The sequence below is a fragment of the Ruegeria sp. SAZA006 genome, from assembly GCF_059613465.1.
Genome location: NZ_JBXWSO010000009.1, coordinates 60,257 through 75,016, shown reverse-complemented (window position 1 = coordinate 75,016; position 14,760 = coordinate 60,257). Strand labels below are relative to the sequence as shown.

Sequence of the window (14,760 nt, the reverse complement as noted above, 5' to 3'; positions counted from 1 at the left end):
CCAAAATGGTTTCTTCGACCGTGAAATCCTGTCCAGTCGAAACTAGACGGGGCGGTCGCCTTTCACGGTTACACGCCGCCCCTTTCGTTCCGCGGGCCAATAGTCCCAGATGGCGCGATGCATACAGCAACGATTGTCCCAAAACGCCATATCGTTGAGCGACCACCGGAACCTGATTTGATAGTTGATCTGTTCGGCATGCTCGAAAAGCATGTTGAGGATCGCCTCACTTTCCTTGTCCGACAAGCCGATAATCTTCGTTGTGAACGTTCGGTTGACGAACAGCGATTTTCGTCCTGTCTCGGGGTGAGTTCTGATGATCGGATGAATTGCTTCGGGGCAATCAATATCGGCGTCCTTTTGGCCCCGGTCGCTGTACCGGCCTTTGTATATGTGCTCGGAGCTGTGGAGGGCGGACAGGCCGTCGAGCATGCTTTTGATCGGTTCGGACAGATCGTCGTAAGCCGCATACATATCGCTGAACATGGTGTCCCCGCCGCAAGGCGGGGCAATGTGGATTTGAAGCATTGTACCCAATGGGGGCTTTTCATCACATGACACGTCCGAGTGCCAGAACTCACCGTTGGCCACCTTTGAGTTTTTGGTGGCATGGATCTCGAATATCTCTGGGTATCCTTCCATCGTTGGGGCTGCGGGGTGTGCGTGGAGCGGCCCGAAGCGTTTTCCAAACTCGATGTGCTGCGCAGGCGGTATCTCTTTCTGCTCTTTGAAGAACAGAACCTGATAGGTGTGAAAGGCATCGCGGATTTCGGCGAACTGTTCGTCGGGCACAGGCTGGCTCAAATCGACCCCATAGATCTCGGCCCCGAGGTTCGGAGCGAAAGGCTTGGCAACGATGGACGTGTAGGTGTTGGACTTTGGGGCAACCATAGGGACCTCGGGGCGCTGTTTCATTGAGCTTGTTTCGCGCAGGTTACAGATCAAAAAATGTAAACAAAAACGAAAATGATTTGATCTATCGGTGAAAATCTCTCACCTTTCGTGGACCCGGACAAAGGTGGCGAGGCCTTTGAGATGAGCATTCGAGCGCTGCGAACACTGATCGCGATACATCGGCATGGAAGCTTTCGAGCCGCATCGGAGGCCGAGCACCTGACGCCGTCGGCGGTAAGCCATCAGATGCGGAATCTTGAAGCCATGTGGGGGCTCGACTTGTTTGACCGGTCGGCGAAGACACCCAAACTGACCAGTGCGGGGCTCATGCTTGTTGAAGAAGCGGCGGCGGTCGTCGCCGCCTATGACGGCCTGACCGACAAGGTGAGATCAGACAAGGAACTTGCAGGCGAGATAATCTTGGGTGCAGTTCCAACGAGTTTGACGGGTTTGGTGCCTGCTGCGTTATCAAGGCTGAAGTCAGAACATCCTGACGTGCGTGTCAGACTTGTTCCGGGCTTGACCAATCAACTGCTGTTGCAGCTGGACCGCAAGCAGGTTCACGCAGCAATCATCTCACGCCCGGATATCCTGCCGAAGTCGCTGGAGTTCTCGGAAATCGTGACCGAGAAACTGGTCCTGCTCGTCTCGGAAAACACTCCGGACCTTTCTCCCGAAGAACTGCTCGGCGCGTTGCCGTTTATTCGGTTCACTCGCGACGCGGTTGTGGGGAGGCAGATCGAGACCTGGCTGCAAAGGATGGGCATAGAAGTCAAAGACGCCATGGAGCTTGAAAGCCTCGAGGCAATATCAAGCATGGTCGCCGCTGAACTCGGAGTCTCGATCATACCTGACAGTCGTCTGGCGTCTAATGACCATTTGCGGCTCAGAAAAATTCCTCTGGAGCAGTTCGGACCCCGACGCATCGTCGGTCTTGCGAGTGTGGCAATGTCAACCCGTGCCAGAATGGTAGACGCAGTCCGGGGCGCGCTGCTGGATGCGGTGGGCACCTAGTCGGTTCTCAGGCGGAGCCGTAGCCGCTGATTGCTTTCGAGGAATGCTTTGGTGGCTACACGTCGTTGAAGTCAGAAGCCGGTAGAGGGGCGGCGATGATTTTCGCTGCACCCAGAAGCAGTTTCGTCATCGACGGGCGGGCTGCCGTTCGCTCGAAAACTGTGCATTTCTTGGTAGGCCGCCAACTGGAAAAGCCCGTACAACTTGCAAACTTTGAAATGATCGTCACACTTCTCGTATGAGCGAGTATTTTGATGAGATGTTCAACGGCGACGGATCTCTCAGAGGTCCTTACGAAGAGATCGGACGTTGGTTCAATGCGGAAGATGTCTCACGGCTGAGGGCCAAACAGCGCGAAGCCGAAGAAGTTTTCAGGCTGACGGGGATTACTTTCAACGTTTACGGCAAGACCGAGGCCGAAGAACGCTTGATCCCATTTGATATCGTTCCGCGCGTGATTTCAGGGCGCGAATGGCAACGTCTGGAGCGTGGCATTGAACAGCGGGTTCGGGCGATCAATGCGTTTCTTCACGACATCTATCACCGTCAGGAAATCGTGCGTGCCGGTCGCGTGCCGGCAGAGATGATTGCCAGCAACGAAGCCTTCCTGCCGCAGATGCTGGGTGTCTCACCGCCGGGGCAGGTCTATACCCATGTGGTCGGCGTCGACCTGGTGCGTACCGGGCCAGACGAGTTCTTCGTGTTGGAAGACAACGCCCGCACCCCGTCCGGGGTCAGCTACATGCTCGAAAACCGGGAAACGATGCTGAAGATGTTCCCCGAGCTTTTCAGCGCCACGAATGTTCGCAATGTATCCGACTACCCCCGCAATCTGAGACGCTCGCTTGCGGCCAGTGCGCCGGCCTGCGCGGATGGCGAGCCGACCGTCGCGGTATTGACACCGGGGATCTACAATTCAGCCTATTTTGAACATGCGTTTTTGGCCGATCAGATGGCCGTTGAACTGGTCGAAGGGCACGACCTGCGGGTTGTTGATGCGCGCGTCTGCATGCGCACCACGCGAGGCTACAAACCAATCGACGTTCTTTACCGCCGGGTTGACGACGATTTCCTGGACCCGCTGAACTTCAACCCGGACAGCGCGCTGGGCGTTCCGGGAATTCTGGACGTCTATCGGGCCGGGGGCATTACAATCGCCAACGCGCCGGGCACGGGCATTGCCGATGACAAGGCCATCTATTCCTACATGCCTGAAATCGTTGAGTTCTACACGGGTGAGAAGCCCCTGCTTAAAAATGTTCCTACGTGGCGCTGCAGCGATCCCGAGTCGCTGTCCTACGTATTGGACAATCTGTCAGATCTTGTCGTTAAAGAGGTGCACGGCTCGGGCGGCTATGGGATGCTGATCGGTCCGACCGCCAGCAAGAAAGAGATTTCGGCCTTCCGCGACAAGCTCAAGTCGCGGCCGTCTAACTATATCGCGCAGCCCACATTGTCTCTCTCGACGGTGCCGATCTTCGCCCGTTCGGGACTTGCCCCCAGGCATGTCGATCTGCGGCCGTTTGTTCTGGTGTCCCCGGATGGGATCGAGATCACCCCCGGCGGCCTGACGCGCGTTGCGCTGAAAAAAGGGTCCCTGGTCGTGAATTCAAGCCAAGGCGGCGGGACCAAAGACACCTGGGTTCTGGAGGACTGACCATGCTGGGAAAAACTGCTGGCGGGTTGTTCTGGATGTCCCGGTTTCTTGAGAGGGCGGAAAACACGGCCAGACTGCTTGAAACAGGCCAGAGGATGGCACTGACCCGGACCAAGAACTCCGATGCGGAATGGGGCTCGGTTCTGAAAACCGCCGGCGTTTTCGGCGGTTACAGCGCCAAATATGATGAGATTTCAAAAGACAATGCCGTGGATTGGATGTTGCGTGATGCCGACAACCCATCCTCGATCAAGTCCGTCATCAAGCAGGCGCGAGACAACGCGCGTCTTGTTCGAACCGCATTGACCCATGATGTCTGGAGCGCGGTGAACGCCACATGGATGCAGATTGATCAAGCCATGAAGCGCCGCGTGAATGAGAGGGACCTGCCGGGAACGCTGGAGCTTATTCGTCAACAGGCGGCTCTGGTTCGTGGTGCGACGCTGGGGACCATGCTGCGCAACGATATTTTCGATTTCACCCGGATCGGCACTTTTGTCGAGCGGGCCGACAATACCGGGCGCATCCTGGACGTGAAGTACTATGTCCTTCTGCCCACGGCCTTTTCGGTCGGCTCGTCACTGGACAACATCCAATGGGAAAGCATTCTGCGGTCCGTGGGTGCGGGCGGTGGCTATCGCATGACCCACGGCCAGAATACCCGGCCGTCGGAAATCGCTCAGTTTCTGATCCTCGATCAGCGGATGCCCCGCAGTCTGCATTTCTGCTGCAGGAAAATCCAAGAGAACCTGTCCTATCTCAGCAAAGACTATGGTTTTATGGGGCCGTCGGTTACGGCAGCCGATGCGCTGTCCGAAAAATACCTCGACCGGCAGATTTCTGATATCTTTGACCTTGGGCTGCACGAGTACATTCAGGACTTTTTGAAGGATCTTGGGAACTTGAGCCGCCAGATTGAAGTTGACTACCGGTTCTATGAGTGACCAATGAAACTGCATATTCGCCATGAGACACGATACGATTTCGACGCGCCGGTTCCCTTTGGCCTGCAGCAGCTGAGAAAGACGCCCAAATCTTTCCGCAATCAGAATATCCTCTCTTGGAGCACCGAAGTGACCGGGGGGCGCAAGGAACTGAGCTTTGAGGACTACCACCGCAACACGGTGGAGCTGATCAGTTTCGAAGCGAATACACAAAGCATCTCATTGATCTCCGAAGGTGTTGTCGAGGTTGAAGACACGCATGGTGTGTTGGGACGTCACGAGGGCTCGACGCCGTTGTGGCTTTTTCAGCGGAGCACGCCTTTGACAACGCCGGGCAAGGGTGTTGCAGACGTAATCGCCGAGTTGCCGGATGGTGAGCCGCTTGAGCGGATGCATGCGCTGTCCGAAAGAGTTCGGGCTCAGGTTTCTTACGAAGTGGGAGGCTCGCACCCGGACTGGAGCGCAGAAGACGCTCTCAAGGCCGGGCGCGGCGTGTGCCAGGACCACGCGCATGTGTTCATCACCTGCGCGCGGAAGATCGGCGTGCCGGCCCGCTATGTCTCGGGTTACCTGATGATGAACGAAACCGAATTGCAGGATGCCACCCACGCGTGGGCCGAAGTTCATTTGGACGGGCTCGGCTGGGTTGGATTCGACGTGTCCAACGGGATTTCACCCGATGATCGATACGTGCGTGTCGCAACCGGTCTGGACTATGCCCAGGCGGCCCCGGTAATAGGAAACAGAATTGGGGCAGCGGGCGAGCAGTTGACGGTTCAATTGCAGGTCGCACAGCAGTAACGGAGAACCTGATGACCTATGCTGTGGGCATGCGGTTGAACCGCGGACTGGTTTTCATGTCGGACACGCGTACGAATGCAGGTGTCGACAACGTGTCCACCTTCAACAAGATGTTCAATTGGACCCTCGAAGGCGACCGTTCGATCACCTTGTTGTCGGCCGGCAACTTGGCGACTACCCAAGCTACCATAAGCCTGCTGGAAGAACGCACAAAAGCCCCGGAAGACCGGTCGCCGTCGATCCTTGAGGCGCCGACGATGTTTCAGGTCGCCCAATTGGTTGCGGCAACGCTGAACGACGTCATCGAGGGGCATTCCCGAGCGGGCCAGCAGGCCGACAGCGCCTTTCACGCAACCCTGATCCTGGGGGGGCAGATCAAAGGCGGCCCGTCGCGCCTGTTTCTGATCTATCCCGAGGGCAATTTTATCGAGGCCGGTGAGGACACCCCGTTCTTTCAGATCGGTGAGACGAAATACGGCCGCCCCATACTGGTACGTGCGTTTGATCCGGACATGAGCTTTTCCGAAACGGTCAAGCTGTTGCTGGTCAGTTTCGATTCAACGATCAAGGCCAATTTGTCCGTCGGTGCACCGCTTGATCTGCTGCTTTATGAGGAAGACAGCCTAACGGCCGGTACGCGTTCAAGGTTCGAGCCTGACGATCAGTACTTTCGGACAATATCCGAAGGGTGGGGCGATGCGCTGAAGGTCGCCCTGTCAAAGCTTCCGGCATACGAAGCCTGAGGAGCGAGTTCTTGTGCTCCTGCGGGGTGCATTTCGGGCTGCCAGACCCTCAGCAGGCATTTGACTCAGGGTCGCTCAGGTAGGCGATCATCTGGTCCAGGTCGCGGCGAATCCTGTGCAGGTCTTTGATCTTTTGATCCACATCGGCCAACTTGCTTCTTAGGTTCGCGATCACCTCGGGTCGCGGGATGGTGTTTTCCGGGTCTTCCGGTAGGAAGCGCTTGATTTCCGACAGAGAAAAGCCAAGCGACTTGCTCATTGCGATGGTCTTGATGCGGGAAATCATTGCTTCGGGATAGTCGCGATAACCGTTCTCCAGACGCTCGGGCGGTGGGATCAGGCCGTGTTTTTCGTAGAACCGAATGCTTGACGCTGACACGCCCGTGGCTTCTGCCAATTTTCCGATCTTCATGCCCTTGACCTTCAACCATTGTTGAAGGTTTATATCACCAGGGATCGAGAAGAAAAGGATCCCAAGATGACTGTTTCACCGCTGTTTGAACCGCTCACATTGCCAAATGGCGCGGTTCTCAGAAACCGTCTGGCAAAAGCTGCAATGGAAGAAAGCCTGGCGGCTTTCGGACAGGTGCCAGACGAGAAAATTCACCGGCTTTACCGCCGCTGGGCCGAGGGCGGCGCGGGCCTGTTGATCACTGGCAACGTAATGGTCTCGGCTGATGCACTGTCCGGCCCGGCCAGCGTGGTTCTGGAAGACGGAACTGATCTTGCGCCTTTCCGGGAATGGGCCGAGGCAGGGCAGATGCGCGGCGGAGCAATCTGGATGCAGATCAATCATCCCGGTCGTCAGGTCCTGGCGAGCCTGGGAGAAGAAGCGCTGTCGGCATCCGACGTTCCGGTCGAGATCCCCGGCATGTCCAAAAACTTCAAACCGCCGCGGGCCCTGACCGAGGCCGAAATCGAAGGCTTGATTGCCCGCTTTGCCCGAACAGCCGCGTTGGCCGAAGAAGCTGGATTTGGCGGCGTTCAGATACATGCCGCCCACGGTTACCTTATCAGCCAGTTTCTATCGCCCTTGACGAATCGCCGCACCGACCATTGGGGCGGCTCTTTGGAGAATAGGGCGCGTTTCCTGTTTGAGGTCGTTCGCGCGATCCGGGCCAGCGTGTCCAAGGGTTTCACCGTTTCGGTGAAGCTGAACTCGGCTGATTTTCAGAAAGGTGGATTTGGGCAGGATGATGCCAAATGGGTGGTCGACCAACTTGGCGATACGGCTATTGATCTGGTCGAATTGTCCGGCGGTTCCTATGAGAGTCCGGCCATGCAGGGCAGGCAGGAGGATGGCACCAGCACGGCCCGGCGCGAAGCCTATTTTGTAGACTTTGCGCGGGACATCGCTGCTGACTCGAAAATACCGATCATGGTGACCGGCGGCATTCGCTCTCGGGCTGTTGCCGAGGATGCATTGGCCAACAACAGGGGCGGGATTGGCGTCTCGGTTCTGGGGGTGGCCCGCGCGATGGCGTTTGAACCTGATCTTGTCGAAAACTGGCGGAATGGCAAATCAGAGTCGGTCAATATCCCGGAAGTGTCTTGGAAAAACAAAAGGCTGGCGGGGTTCGCCTCGATGGTTCTGGCATATTTCCAACTTGAACGACTGGCAAATGGCAAGCCACCGAAAGTACCGCACTCGGCGTTTCTCGCGCTGATGCGAAATCAGATGCGGGCGAAGCGATGGACGAAACGATACCGTTCTTGGCGCGATGTCCGGGCATAGTGTGGTCTGGGACGCCTAAAGCAGGGAGCCAACGGCGTTTGTGCGGGTAATCACCGTGTGGCGGCGCCTTTGACGCTCAGCTTCCGGCATCGACCGCAGGTGTTTCTTCCGTTGCCGCCAGTGTTGGAAATGGGCGCACCTTTAACCAAGGTGCGTCCGGATCTTTTGCCTGCTTGCCCTTGCTATCCAAGCAACCCCGGCAGAGTCAGCGAGATAGCGGGCACAAAGGTGATCAGCATCAGGGCGACCAGAATTGCGAGGTAAAAGGGCCATATTGTCCGAACCGCCTTTTCCATCGGCAGTTTGCCGACGGCGCAGCCGACAAACAGGCAGGAGCCAACCGGAGGGGTGCAAAGTCCCAGGCCCAGATTCACCAGCAAGATCATTCCGAACTGCAGGGGATCAATACCAAGGCTGTTGGCAACCGGCAGGAAGATCGGCGTGCAGATCAGGATCAGTGCCGCCATGTCCATGATCATGCCCAGAAGCAACAAAACCGCATTGATCATCAACAGGATAAGTATCGGGTTTTCCGTCAGGCCTGTCAGCAGATCCACCGTTTTGTCCGGCACTCTGTAGAAGGTCAGCATGTAGGCAAAGGCGCCGGCGCAGGCGATCAGGATCATGACCATGGCCGTCGTGCGTACGGCTGATGCAACCGCGATGCAGAACTTCTCCCAGGTGATGCTCCGATAGACCACGAGCGTGACGACAAAGGCATAGATTGCGCCGAACGCCCCGGATTCGGTGACCGTGAAGATGCCCGACAGTACACCTCCGACGATGATCACCGCAGTCAGCAGCCCGGGGATTGCGCTGAGAAAGCTGATGACCAGAGCCTTCCAGCCCGGAAAGGTTTCGGCCTGATACCCTCGGCGCACTGCAACAAGATACGCGGCGACGGCAAGGCAGAGGCACATCAATACGCCGGGAACTACGCCCGCGAGGAAAAGCTTCGAGATCGAAATGCCGCCGCCTGCTGCAATGGCGAAGATGATCATGTTGTGGCTGGGAGGGATGATGATCCCTGCGATCGACGACGTGACAGTCACATTGACCGCATAGTCCGCGTCGTAGCCTTTCTCTTTCATCACGGGAACCAGGATGGAGCCCAGGGCAGAGATATCGGCAATGGCCGATCCGGAGATTCCACCAAACAACATCGACGAAAACACATTCACGATGCCCAACCCGCCACGAACAGCGCCAACCGCGGCTGACGCGAACCGCACCAGACGCATGGCGATCCCACCGTGGAACATCAGTTCACCGGCGAAGATGAAGAACGGGATTGCCATCAACGAGAAAACGTTGATGCCCGAGACAATTCGCTGGAACCCGATCATCAGCGGCAAGCCTTCGAACCAGAAGGCCGAGATGGCGGCAATGCCCAAGGCGAAGGCCACGGGGGTTCCGATCAGTACACACAGGGCAAATACGCCAAGCAAAAGAAAAATTCCCATGATCCGCCTCTATTCGATGCTGTCTTTTCGCTCGTCAAAGCCGACGCAGAGGCGGATCAGGTGACCAACGGAAAACATAAGGATAAGGCCCCCGCCAATGGTCAGGGGCAGTGACCGCAAGCCTTCTGGAACCTGGATCAAGGGGATGAGCGACCCCCATTTAAACATCGTAAGCCGCGCCCCGAACACCAGCATCAGAGCACCGAATCCGGCCATGATCACGTCTGTACAAACGACCAGAGCCGTCCTGACTCGCCGCGGAACCGCCGAGCGCACGAGGGACACGGACAAATGCGTGTTGTCGTGCACACCGACCGCCGCGCCGATGAACGCGATTGTCATGACCAGTAGCAGGGCGACCTGCTCGACCCACGTTGGCGTTGCGTTCAGGACGTAGCGGCCGAAGACGAGCCACCCGAAAATGACGGTGACCACGACCAGCGCGACACCGGTCACGATCCGGCATGCATCGGCGATGCGGTCTAGGATCCGGACCATCTTGCGCAGCGCGGACGGGGGCGGAGATGTATTGCTCATAAGCCTGAAACTCTTGATCAGATGTCCGGCCCCGCATTGGCAGGGCCGGGCGGTGTCAGATCCGATGCGGTCCGATCACTCGGTCGCCTGGATGGTTTCAACCAACGGGCGGAGGTCAGGGTTCGTTGCGAAATAGGCCTCGTAGACCGGGGCCATCGCGGCCTGGAACGGCGCTTTGTCGGCCACTTCGTTCACTACCACACCCGCAGCCTCGACCGCCGCGCGGCTGGCCGCTTCACGTTCGGCCCACAATTGCCGCTGCAATTCGGCGGACTCTTGCGCCGCCTCTCTGACGGCGGCCTGCAGTTCGGGCGACAAGGCGTTGAATTTGTCGGTGTTGACGCAAACGCATTCAGGAATGATCAGGTGCTGGGACAGCGAGTAATAGCCGGCAACCTCGAAATGGCCGGTCGACTCGTAGGATGGCCAGTTGTTCTCGGCGCCATCGACGACCCCGGTCTTCAGCGCCTGATAAACCTCGGCGAAGGCCATGGGCGACGGGTTGCCGCCAAGTTCGGCGATCATGCCGGTGAACAGGTCGTTGTTCATGACCCGAACTTTCATGCCTTGGACATCGGCCGGGGTATTGATCGGCTTGGTGCCATTGTAGAAGGATCGGGCGCCGGCGTCATACCAGGCAAGCGGGGTCAAACCCTTGGCTGCCATACCGGCCGCGATCGCGGCGCCGCCCTCGCTGTCCAGAACGCGGAACATGTGAGGGACGTCCTTGAAGATGAAGGGCAATGAAACGACATTTGCCTCGGCGACAATCGGTCCGATCGGACCCAGGTTGAAATTTCCGACCTCCAGAGCGCCAGCGCGGACCTGTTCGACCGCATCTGGCTGGCTGCCCAATGTGCCGCCGTGGAACATTTGCAGGTTGATTTCACCGCCGGTCTTTTCGGTGACCAGTTCGGCGAATTTGTCCATCGCTACAGTATTCGGGTAGCCGTCTGCGTGGATGTTCCACCCGCGCCAATCCTCGGCCAAAGATGCGCTGCCGGTCATGACGACCATGGCTGCGGCGCCAATCAGTGTTTTTGTAAGTTTGGTGTTCATGCTTTCCTCCCTAGAAGCAGACAGATGTTTTTGGTGATCGGTCGAAGCCGGCTATGAAAAGAGCAAGCCTCCGTTGATGTCGATGTTCGCGCCCGTAATGAATGCGGCGGCGTCCGAGGCCAGAAACGCGACGAGGTTTGCCACATCCTCTGACGTGCCTTCGCGTTTCAGCGGTGTGGCGCTGGCCACGTTGGTTCGGACTTCGGTCTTGGTGAAGACATTGTGGAAATCTGTGTCGATCATGCCCGGGCAAACCGAATTGATCCGGATGTCGGGGCCCAGTTCCTTGGCCAGCCCACGTGTCATCGTCATGACCGCCCCCTTCGAGGCCGCATAGGCGACCGCGCCGGGACCGCCTCCGTCACGACCCGCTTGACTTGCAAACCCGACGATTGCGCCACCTTTTTTCATGTGCGGCAACACCGACTGAACGGCACGGGCAAAAGAAGTGGTGTTCAGGTCCATAACGTAACGCCAATGGTCCATGTCCATCTCGGACAGGGTCTTTCGGGCCACCAACCCTCCGGTCACGTGGACAAGAATGTCGATCCGGGGCCCGAAGGCGGCAATCGTTTCTGAGACCAGCCTGTCTACATCTGCGCCAGAGGTCATGTCGCCCTGTACGGCGATCGCTTGACCGCCGGCAGCCGTTATCTCCTGGACCGCCGACTCTGCACCCGTGGATGAGCTGTGATAGTTGATTGCGACCGACGCTCCGGCCTCGGCCAGTTTCAGAACACAGGCACGGCCAATGTCCCGTCCGCCGCCGGTCACGATCGCAACCTTTCCTGCAAGGTTCCGGTTCAGGCCAATCTGTTCAGCGTTCAATTCGGTCATTCTCTTGTCCCTTTGGATCCCCGGTCAGCCTGTTGGCGCGCCCGTTCCGAACTTTGAGTCCCAACAGGCATGGAGCAGTGTTGCATATTTTAGTCGACTAGGATACTAGTATTGTCAACAACTTTGTTTGGGGATCACAAACGGCATCGCACGACGCGTGCCAAATCAATTGGCTAGAGATACATTGAGGAGTATCGAGGGAGGGGCCTCGAGCCTCAGAAGATCGCCCGAGTTGGTCACGCGCAGAAAAAGGCAGGAAATGCAAAGTATTACGGACAAGATCGAGCGGCGCACAACCACCGACATCGTTTATGAGAGCCTGTACGAGGCGATCGTTTCGCTTGAAATCCTGCCGGGGACGAAACTGTCCGAAGCAGACATCGCAAAAAAATTTGAGGTGTCCAGACAGCCTGTCCGCGATGCTTTCAACAGGCTCGAGGCGCAGGATTTGCTGCTGATCCGGCCTCAGAAAGCCACCCGGGTACGTAGCTTTTCAATGGAACGGATCGGTCATGCACGCTTTGTTCGCCTGGCCGTCGAGTTGGAGGTGGTGCGCGCTGCATGCCAGGTCTGGAAGCCCGAATACTCGAAGCTGCTGGAAGACAATCTCAAGCAGCAGAAAGACGTGGTTTCAAGGAGCGACGCCGAAGAGTTCCATCAACTCGACTACGACTTTCACCGGTTGATATGCGAGTTGAGCGGCAACCCGCTGGCCTTCGACACGATCCAGGAATGCAAAAGAAAGATCGACCGCCTGTGCGTTCTGAGCCTCGGGCGCGAGAGCGAGGCCGAGACTCTGGTTCGGGATCATGTGGCGCTGGCCAAGGCGCTTGCAGACCGCGACGAGGCGATGGCAAGCGAAACCATTCGCCGTCATCTGGGCCGTATCGACAAGACCATCGAGGAGGTTCACGCGAAACATGCCGAGTATTTCGAGTGAAATGAACGCCGCCGCCTGACCGAGGACACTGCATCATGACAAAAAGCTATCCGATTGTGTCGCCCGCGCCGGGCGTCTCGCGCCAGGTTTTGGCAGATCACGAAGACCTCATGATGGTGTCCTTCCGGTTTGCGAAAGGTGCCGAAGGCGCACTGCACGACCACCCGCATGTGCAGTCGACATTTGTGCGGTCCGGGCGGTTCAATTTCGTCATCGGAGATCAGGAGCGAGAGCTGGGGCCCGGCGACAGCCTGATCATTCCGTCCGGCGTAAGCCATGGTTGTGTTTGCCTGGCGGCCGGAGAGTTGATCGATTGTTTCACGCCCAGGCGGGACGACTTTCTGTAAGGCGCTTTCCGCGAGCGCCCTTGCTTCGGGCTGCGATTTTCTTGAAGCCTTGCGGCTGGTTAATCTGTTTTTTGGCGAGACGGGCGGGGCAGGGGGCATATCATTGCGCCGGAAATCGGATCAACCGACAGCGGCCCCGCAGCTTGGGCTAGGAATTGCGGTCCTCGCGTGCTGATCCAATGCCAAGGATCAGGTCAGCACATCGTTCGCCCAGCATCATGGCGGGTGCGTTTGTGTTGCCGGCGTTGATATCCGGCACGGCGGACATGTCGCACACCCGCAAGCTCTCGATCCCACGCACGCGCATTCTGGCGTCCAGCACGGCCATACCGTCGCCGTCCTGGCCCATTTTGGCGGTGCCCGCCGGGTGATAGTTGGTTTTCACGAACCGCTTGCAATGTGCTCGCAGCGTCTGATCGTCATCCGCTGTTGGAATGACGATTTCGCGGATCCTTCGCGCGAGCGGGCCGGACGTGAATGCCCGGCGAAAGAAACGCTGTCCCCGGATCATCTCCTGCATGTCGTCTTCATGCTTCAGAAGGTTCGGCGAAACCACCGGCATGGCGTCGGGGTCTGCCGAGCGAAGCCGAACCTCTCCGCGTGATTTCGGTTTGACCACGACGGTCGTGACGGTCAGGCCAAAGTCATCCTGCACCTCGTCCAGCGCGTCGCGATCCAGATAGACGATGGGAACGCAAAAGGCCTGGATGGTCGGTTCTCCATCTGGGTTCGACGGATTGACGAACGCGCCGGCTTCTACCCCGGCCGAAGTCACCGGGCCGCTGCCGAACAGCTTGAACTGGATGCCGTTGCGCAGCATCCGCCAGCCCTCACCTTGCTTGAAATATCCGTAAGGGCCGTTGGCAAAGGCGGTGATCGGAACCTCGGGGTGGTCGACCAGGTTTTGGCCGACCCCGGGCAATGGGCAGACCACGGAAATATCGTGTTCGGCAAGATGCGCATCCGGTCCAATTCCCGACAGCATTAGAATTTTCGGCGTGACCAGGGCGCCAGCCGCAAGCACAACCTCACCATCACACCGGACGGTGTGGGCCCCGCATTTGTCGCGATACTGCACGCCGACGGCCCGGTCGTTTTCGATGATGACTTTGCTGACCTTTGCGCCAAGCCGGATGGTCAAGTTCGGGTTCGTCTCAAGTGGGGCGAGGAAAGCGTAAGCTGACGAGCTGCGCTTTCCGGCGCGATTGGTGAATTGATAGAACCCGACACCGCGCTGCGTTGCGCCGTTGAAGTCCGTGTTGAATGGTTCGCCAAGGGCCTGCACAGACTGAACGAACCAACGGGACATGTCGTCGATATGCCCCGGATCCGAGACCTGCACCGGACCGTCGCTGCCATGCAGGTCGTTGTGAAGCCTGTTGTTGCCTTCCATCCTGCGGAAATAAGGCAGCACATCGTCCCATCCCCAGCCGACCCCGTCGTTGGTCTGTCGCAGCAGGTCGTCCCACGAATCATAGTCGGAAGGCCGGCCACGCATATAGACTTGCGCATTCACGGACGACCCGCCGCCCAGCACGTTGGCCTGCGGAATGTCATGCACCCGACCGTCCAGATGGTCCTGCGGTTCGGTCTGGTGGTAGGTCATGAACTTGGACCCGTTGATCATCTTGAAGATACCCGGCGGCATGTCCAGCAGTGGATGGCGATGCGAATGCCCCGCCTCCAGCACCAGAACCCCGCACTTGCCTTTGTTGACCAGCCGCGCTGCTGCCGCGGCGCCGGCCGAGCCGCCGCCGATGACGATGTGATCGAAGGTTTCCGTCATGAT

The 14,760-nt window shown here is 58.0% G+C and carries 15 protein-coding genes; 8 read left to right on the top strand and 7 right to left on the bottom strand.

What is annotated here, in order from left to right; all coding sequences use genetic code 11:
- Positions 1–42: 42 nt before the first annotated feature.
- Positions 43–915, bottom strand: coding sequence for a TauD/TfdA dioxygenase family protein (locus AC2FNZ_RS09415; RefSeq protein WP_496840353.1), 873 nt, complete (start codon positions 913–915; stop codon positions 43–45).
- Between the two features lie 120 nt (positions 916–1,035).
- Between AC2FNZ_RS09415 and AC2FNZ_RS09410 the strand changes: the two genes are divergently transcribed.
- The 5 genes from AC2FNZ_RS09410 to AC2FNZ_RS09390 all read left to right on the top strand — a co-directional run bounded on the left by AC2FNZ_RS09410 (position 1,036) and on the right by AC2FNZ_RS09390 (position 6,053).
- Positions 1,036–1,908, top strand: coding sequence for a LysR family transcriptional regulator (locus AC2FNZ_RS09410; RefSeq protein WP_496840352.1), 873 nt, complete (start codon positions 1,036–1,038; stop codon positions 1,906–1,908).
- 238 nt (positions 1,909–2,146) lie between these two features.
- Positions 2,147–3,565 carry a circularly permuted type 2 ATP-grasp protein gene (locus tag AC2FNZ_RS09405; RefSeq protein WP_093961682.1) on the top strand — a complete coding sequence of 473 codons (1,419 nt, stop codon included), beginning with the start codon at positions 2,147–2,149 and terminating at the stop codon, positions 3,563–3,565.
- A 2-nt stretch (positions 3,566–3,567) separates the two neighbouring features.
- Positions 3,568–4,509, top strand: a complete 942-nt coding sequence (locus AC2FNZ_RS09400; protein WP_093961683.1) for an alpha-E domain-containing protein — start codon at positions 3,568–3,570, stop codon at positions 4,507–4,509.
- 3 nt (positions 4,510–4,512) lie between these two features.
- Positions 4,513–5,310: a transglutaminase family protein gene (locus tag AC2FNZ_RS09395; RefSeq protein ID WP_496840351.1), complete on the top strand. Its 798-nt coding sequence runs from the start codon at positions 4,513–4,515 to the stop codon at positions 5,308–5,310.
- An 11-nt stretch (positions 5,311–5,321) separates the two neighbouring features.
- A complete protein-coding gene (locus tag AC2FNZ_RS09390) occupies positions 5,322–6,053 on the top strand; it encodes a proteasome-type protease (protein ID WP_496840349.1) in 732 nt (243 codons plus the stop codon).
- 49 nt (positions 6,054–6,102) lie between these two features.
- Here the strand turns inward: AC2FNZ_RS09390 and AC2FNZ_RS09385 are convergent, their stop codons facing one another.
- Complete coding sequence (locus tag AC2FNZ_RS09385; RefSeq protein WP_496840347.1) at positions 6,103–6,465, bottom strand: MerR family transcriptional regulator; 363 nt, start codon at positions 6,463–6,465, stop codon at positions 6,103–6,105.
- A gap of 66 nt (positions 6,466–6,531) precedes the next feature.
- Between AC2FNZ_RS09385 and AC2FNZ_RS09380 the strand changes: the two genes are divergently transcribed.
- Positions 6,532–7,788 (top strand): NADH:flavin oxidoreductase/NADH oxidase family protein, encoded by a 1,257-nt coding sequence (locus AC2FNZ_RS09380; protein ID WP_496840346.1) that lies wholly within the window; start codon positions 6,532–6,534, stop codon positions 7,786–7,788.
- A gap of 182 nt (positions 7,789–7,970) precedes the next feature.
- Here AC2FNZ_RS09380 and AC2FNZ_RS09375 read toward each other — a convergent pair whose 3' ends face one another.
- The 4 genes from AC2FNZ_RS09375 to AC2FNZ_RS09360 all read right to left on the bottom strand — a co-directional run bounded on the left by AC2FNZ_RS09375 (position 7,971) and on the right by AC2FNZ_RS09360 (position 11,684).
- A complete protein-coding gene (locus tag AC2FNZ_RS09375; protein ID WP_170586035.1) occupies positions 7,971–9,251 on the bottom strand; it encodes a TRAP transporter large permease in 1,281 nt (426 codons plus the stop codon).
- A gap of 9 nt (positions 9,252–9,260) precedes the next feature.
- On the bottom strand, positions 9,261–9,788 hold the full coding sequence (locus AC2FNZ_RS09370) for a TRAP transporter small permease (RefSeq protein WP_093961688.1): 528 nt from the start codon (positions 9,786–9,788) through the stop codon (positions 9,261–9,263).
- A 75-nt stretch (positions 9,789–9,863) separates the two neighbouring features.
- Complete coding sequence (locus AC2FNZ_RS09365) at positions 9,864–10,847, bottom strand: TRAP transporter substrate-binding protein (RefSeq protein ID WP_093961689.1); 984 nt, start codon at positions 10,845–10,847, stop codon at positions 9,864–9,866.
- A 51-nt stretch (positions 10,848–10,898) separates the two neighbouring features.
- Positions 10,899–11,684, bottom strand: coding sequence for an SDR family NAD(P)-dependent oxidoreductase (locus AC2FNZ_RS09360; RefSeq protein WP_093961690.1), 786 nt, complete (start codon positions 11,682–11,684; stop codon positions 10,899–10,901).
- Positions 11,685–11,943: 259 nt separating this feature from the next.
- Here AC2FNZ_RS09360 and AC2FNZ_RS09355 point away from each other — a divergent pair, with 259 nt between their 5' ends.
- Positions 11,944–12,624, top strand: a complete 681-nt coding sequence (locus AC2FNZ_RS09355) for a GntR family transcriptional regulator (protein WP_093961691.1) — start codon at positions 11,944–11,946, stop codon at positions 12,622–12,624.
- 35 nt (positions 12,625–12,659) lie between these two features.
- The gene (locus tag AC2FNZ_RS09350; RefSeq protein ID WP_496840344.1) at positions 12,660–12,971 is read left to right on the top strand and encodes a cupin domain-containing protein; all 312 of its coding nucleotides are present in this window, start codon (positions 12,660–12,662) and stop codon (positions 12,969–12,971) included.
- Positions 12,972–13,119: 148 nt separating this feature from the next.
- On the opposite strand, the gene AC2FNZ_RS09345 is transcribed toward AC2FNZ_RS09350, so the two are convergent.
- Complete coding sequence (locus AC2FNZ_RS09345) at positions 13,120–14,757, bottom strand: GMC family oxidoreductase (protein WP_496840343.1); 1,638 nt, start codon at positions 14,755–14,757, stop codon at positions 13,120–13,122.
- Positions 14,758–14,760 lie beyond the last annotated feature (3 nt).

Excerpts from the sequence above, each read along its gene's own strand:
- AC2FNZ_RS09385 (WP_496840347.1), bottom strand. The coding sequence starts at position 6,465 with ATGAAGATCGGAAAATTGGCAGAAGCCACGGGCGTGTCAGCGTCAAGC.
- AC2FNZ_RS09390 (WP_496840349.1), top strand. The coding sequence starts at position 5,322 with ATGACCTATGCTGTGGGCATGCGGTTGAACCGCGGACTGGTTTTCATG.
- AC2FNZ_RS09360 (WP_093961690.1), bottom strand. The coding sequence starts at position 11,684 with ATGACCGAATTGAACGCTGAACAGATTGGCCTGAACCGGAACCTTGCA.
- AC2FNZ_RS09415 (WP_496840353.1), bottom strand. The coding sequence starts at position 915 with ATGAAACAGCGCCCCGAGGTCCCTATGGTTGCCCCAAAGTCCAACACC.
- AC2FNZ_RS09395 (WP_496840351.1), top strand. The coding sequence starts at position 4,513 with ATGAAACTGCATATTCGCCATGAGACACGATACGATTTCGACGCGCCG.
- AC2FNZ_RS09405 (WP_093961682.1), top strand. The coding sequence starts at position 2,147 with ATGAGCGAGTATTTTGATGAGATGTTCAACGGCGACGGATCTCTCAGA.
- AC2FNZ_RS09410 (WP_496840352.1), top strand. The coding sequence starts at position 1,036 with ATGAGCATTCGAGCGCTGCGAACACTGATCGCGATACATCGGCATGGA.
- AC2FNZ_RS09355 (WP_093961691.1), top strand. The coding sequence starts at position 11,944 with ATGCAAAGTATTACGGACAAGATCGAGCGGCGCACAACCACCGACATC.
- AC2FNZ_RS09365 (WP_093961689.1), bottom strand. The coding sequence starts at position 10,847 with ATGAACACCAAACTTACAAAAACACTGATTGGCGCCGCAGCCATGGTC.
- AC2FNZ_RS09350 (WP_496840344.1), top strand. The coding sequence starts at position 12,660 with ATGACAAAAAGCTATCCGATTGTGTCGCCCGCGCCGGGCGTCTCGCGC.
- AC2FNZ_RS09400 (WP_093961683.1), top strand. The coding sequence starts at position 3,568 with ATGCTGGGAAAAACTGCTGGCGGGTTGTTCTGGATGTCCCGGTTTCTT.
- AC2FNZ_RS09380 (WP_496840346.1), top strand. The coding sequence starts at position 6,532 with ATGACTGTTTCACCGCTGTTTGAACCGCTCACATTGCCAAATGGCGCG.
- AC2FNZ_RS09370 (WP_093961688.1), bottom strand. The coding sequence starts at position 9,788 with ATGAGCAATACATCTCCGCCCCCGTCCGCGCTGCGCAAGATGGTCCGG.
- AC2FNZ_RS09375 (WP_170586035.1), bottom strand. The coding sequence starts at position 9,251 with ATGGGAATTTTTCTTTTGCTTGGCGTATTTGCCCTGTGTGTACTGATC.
- AC2FNZ_RS09345 (WP_496840343.1), bottom strand. The coding sequence starts at position 14,757 with ATGACGGAAACCTTCGATCACATCGTCATCGGCGGCGGCTCGGCCGGC.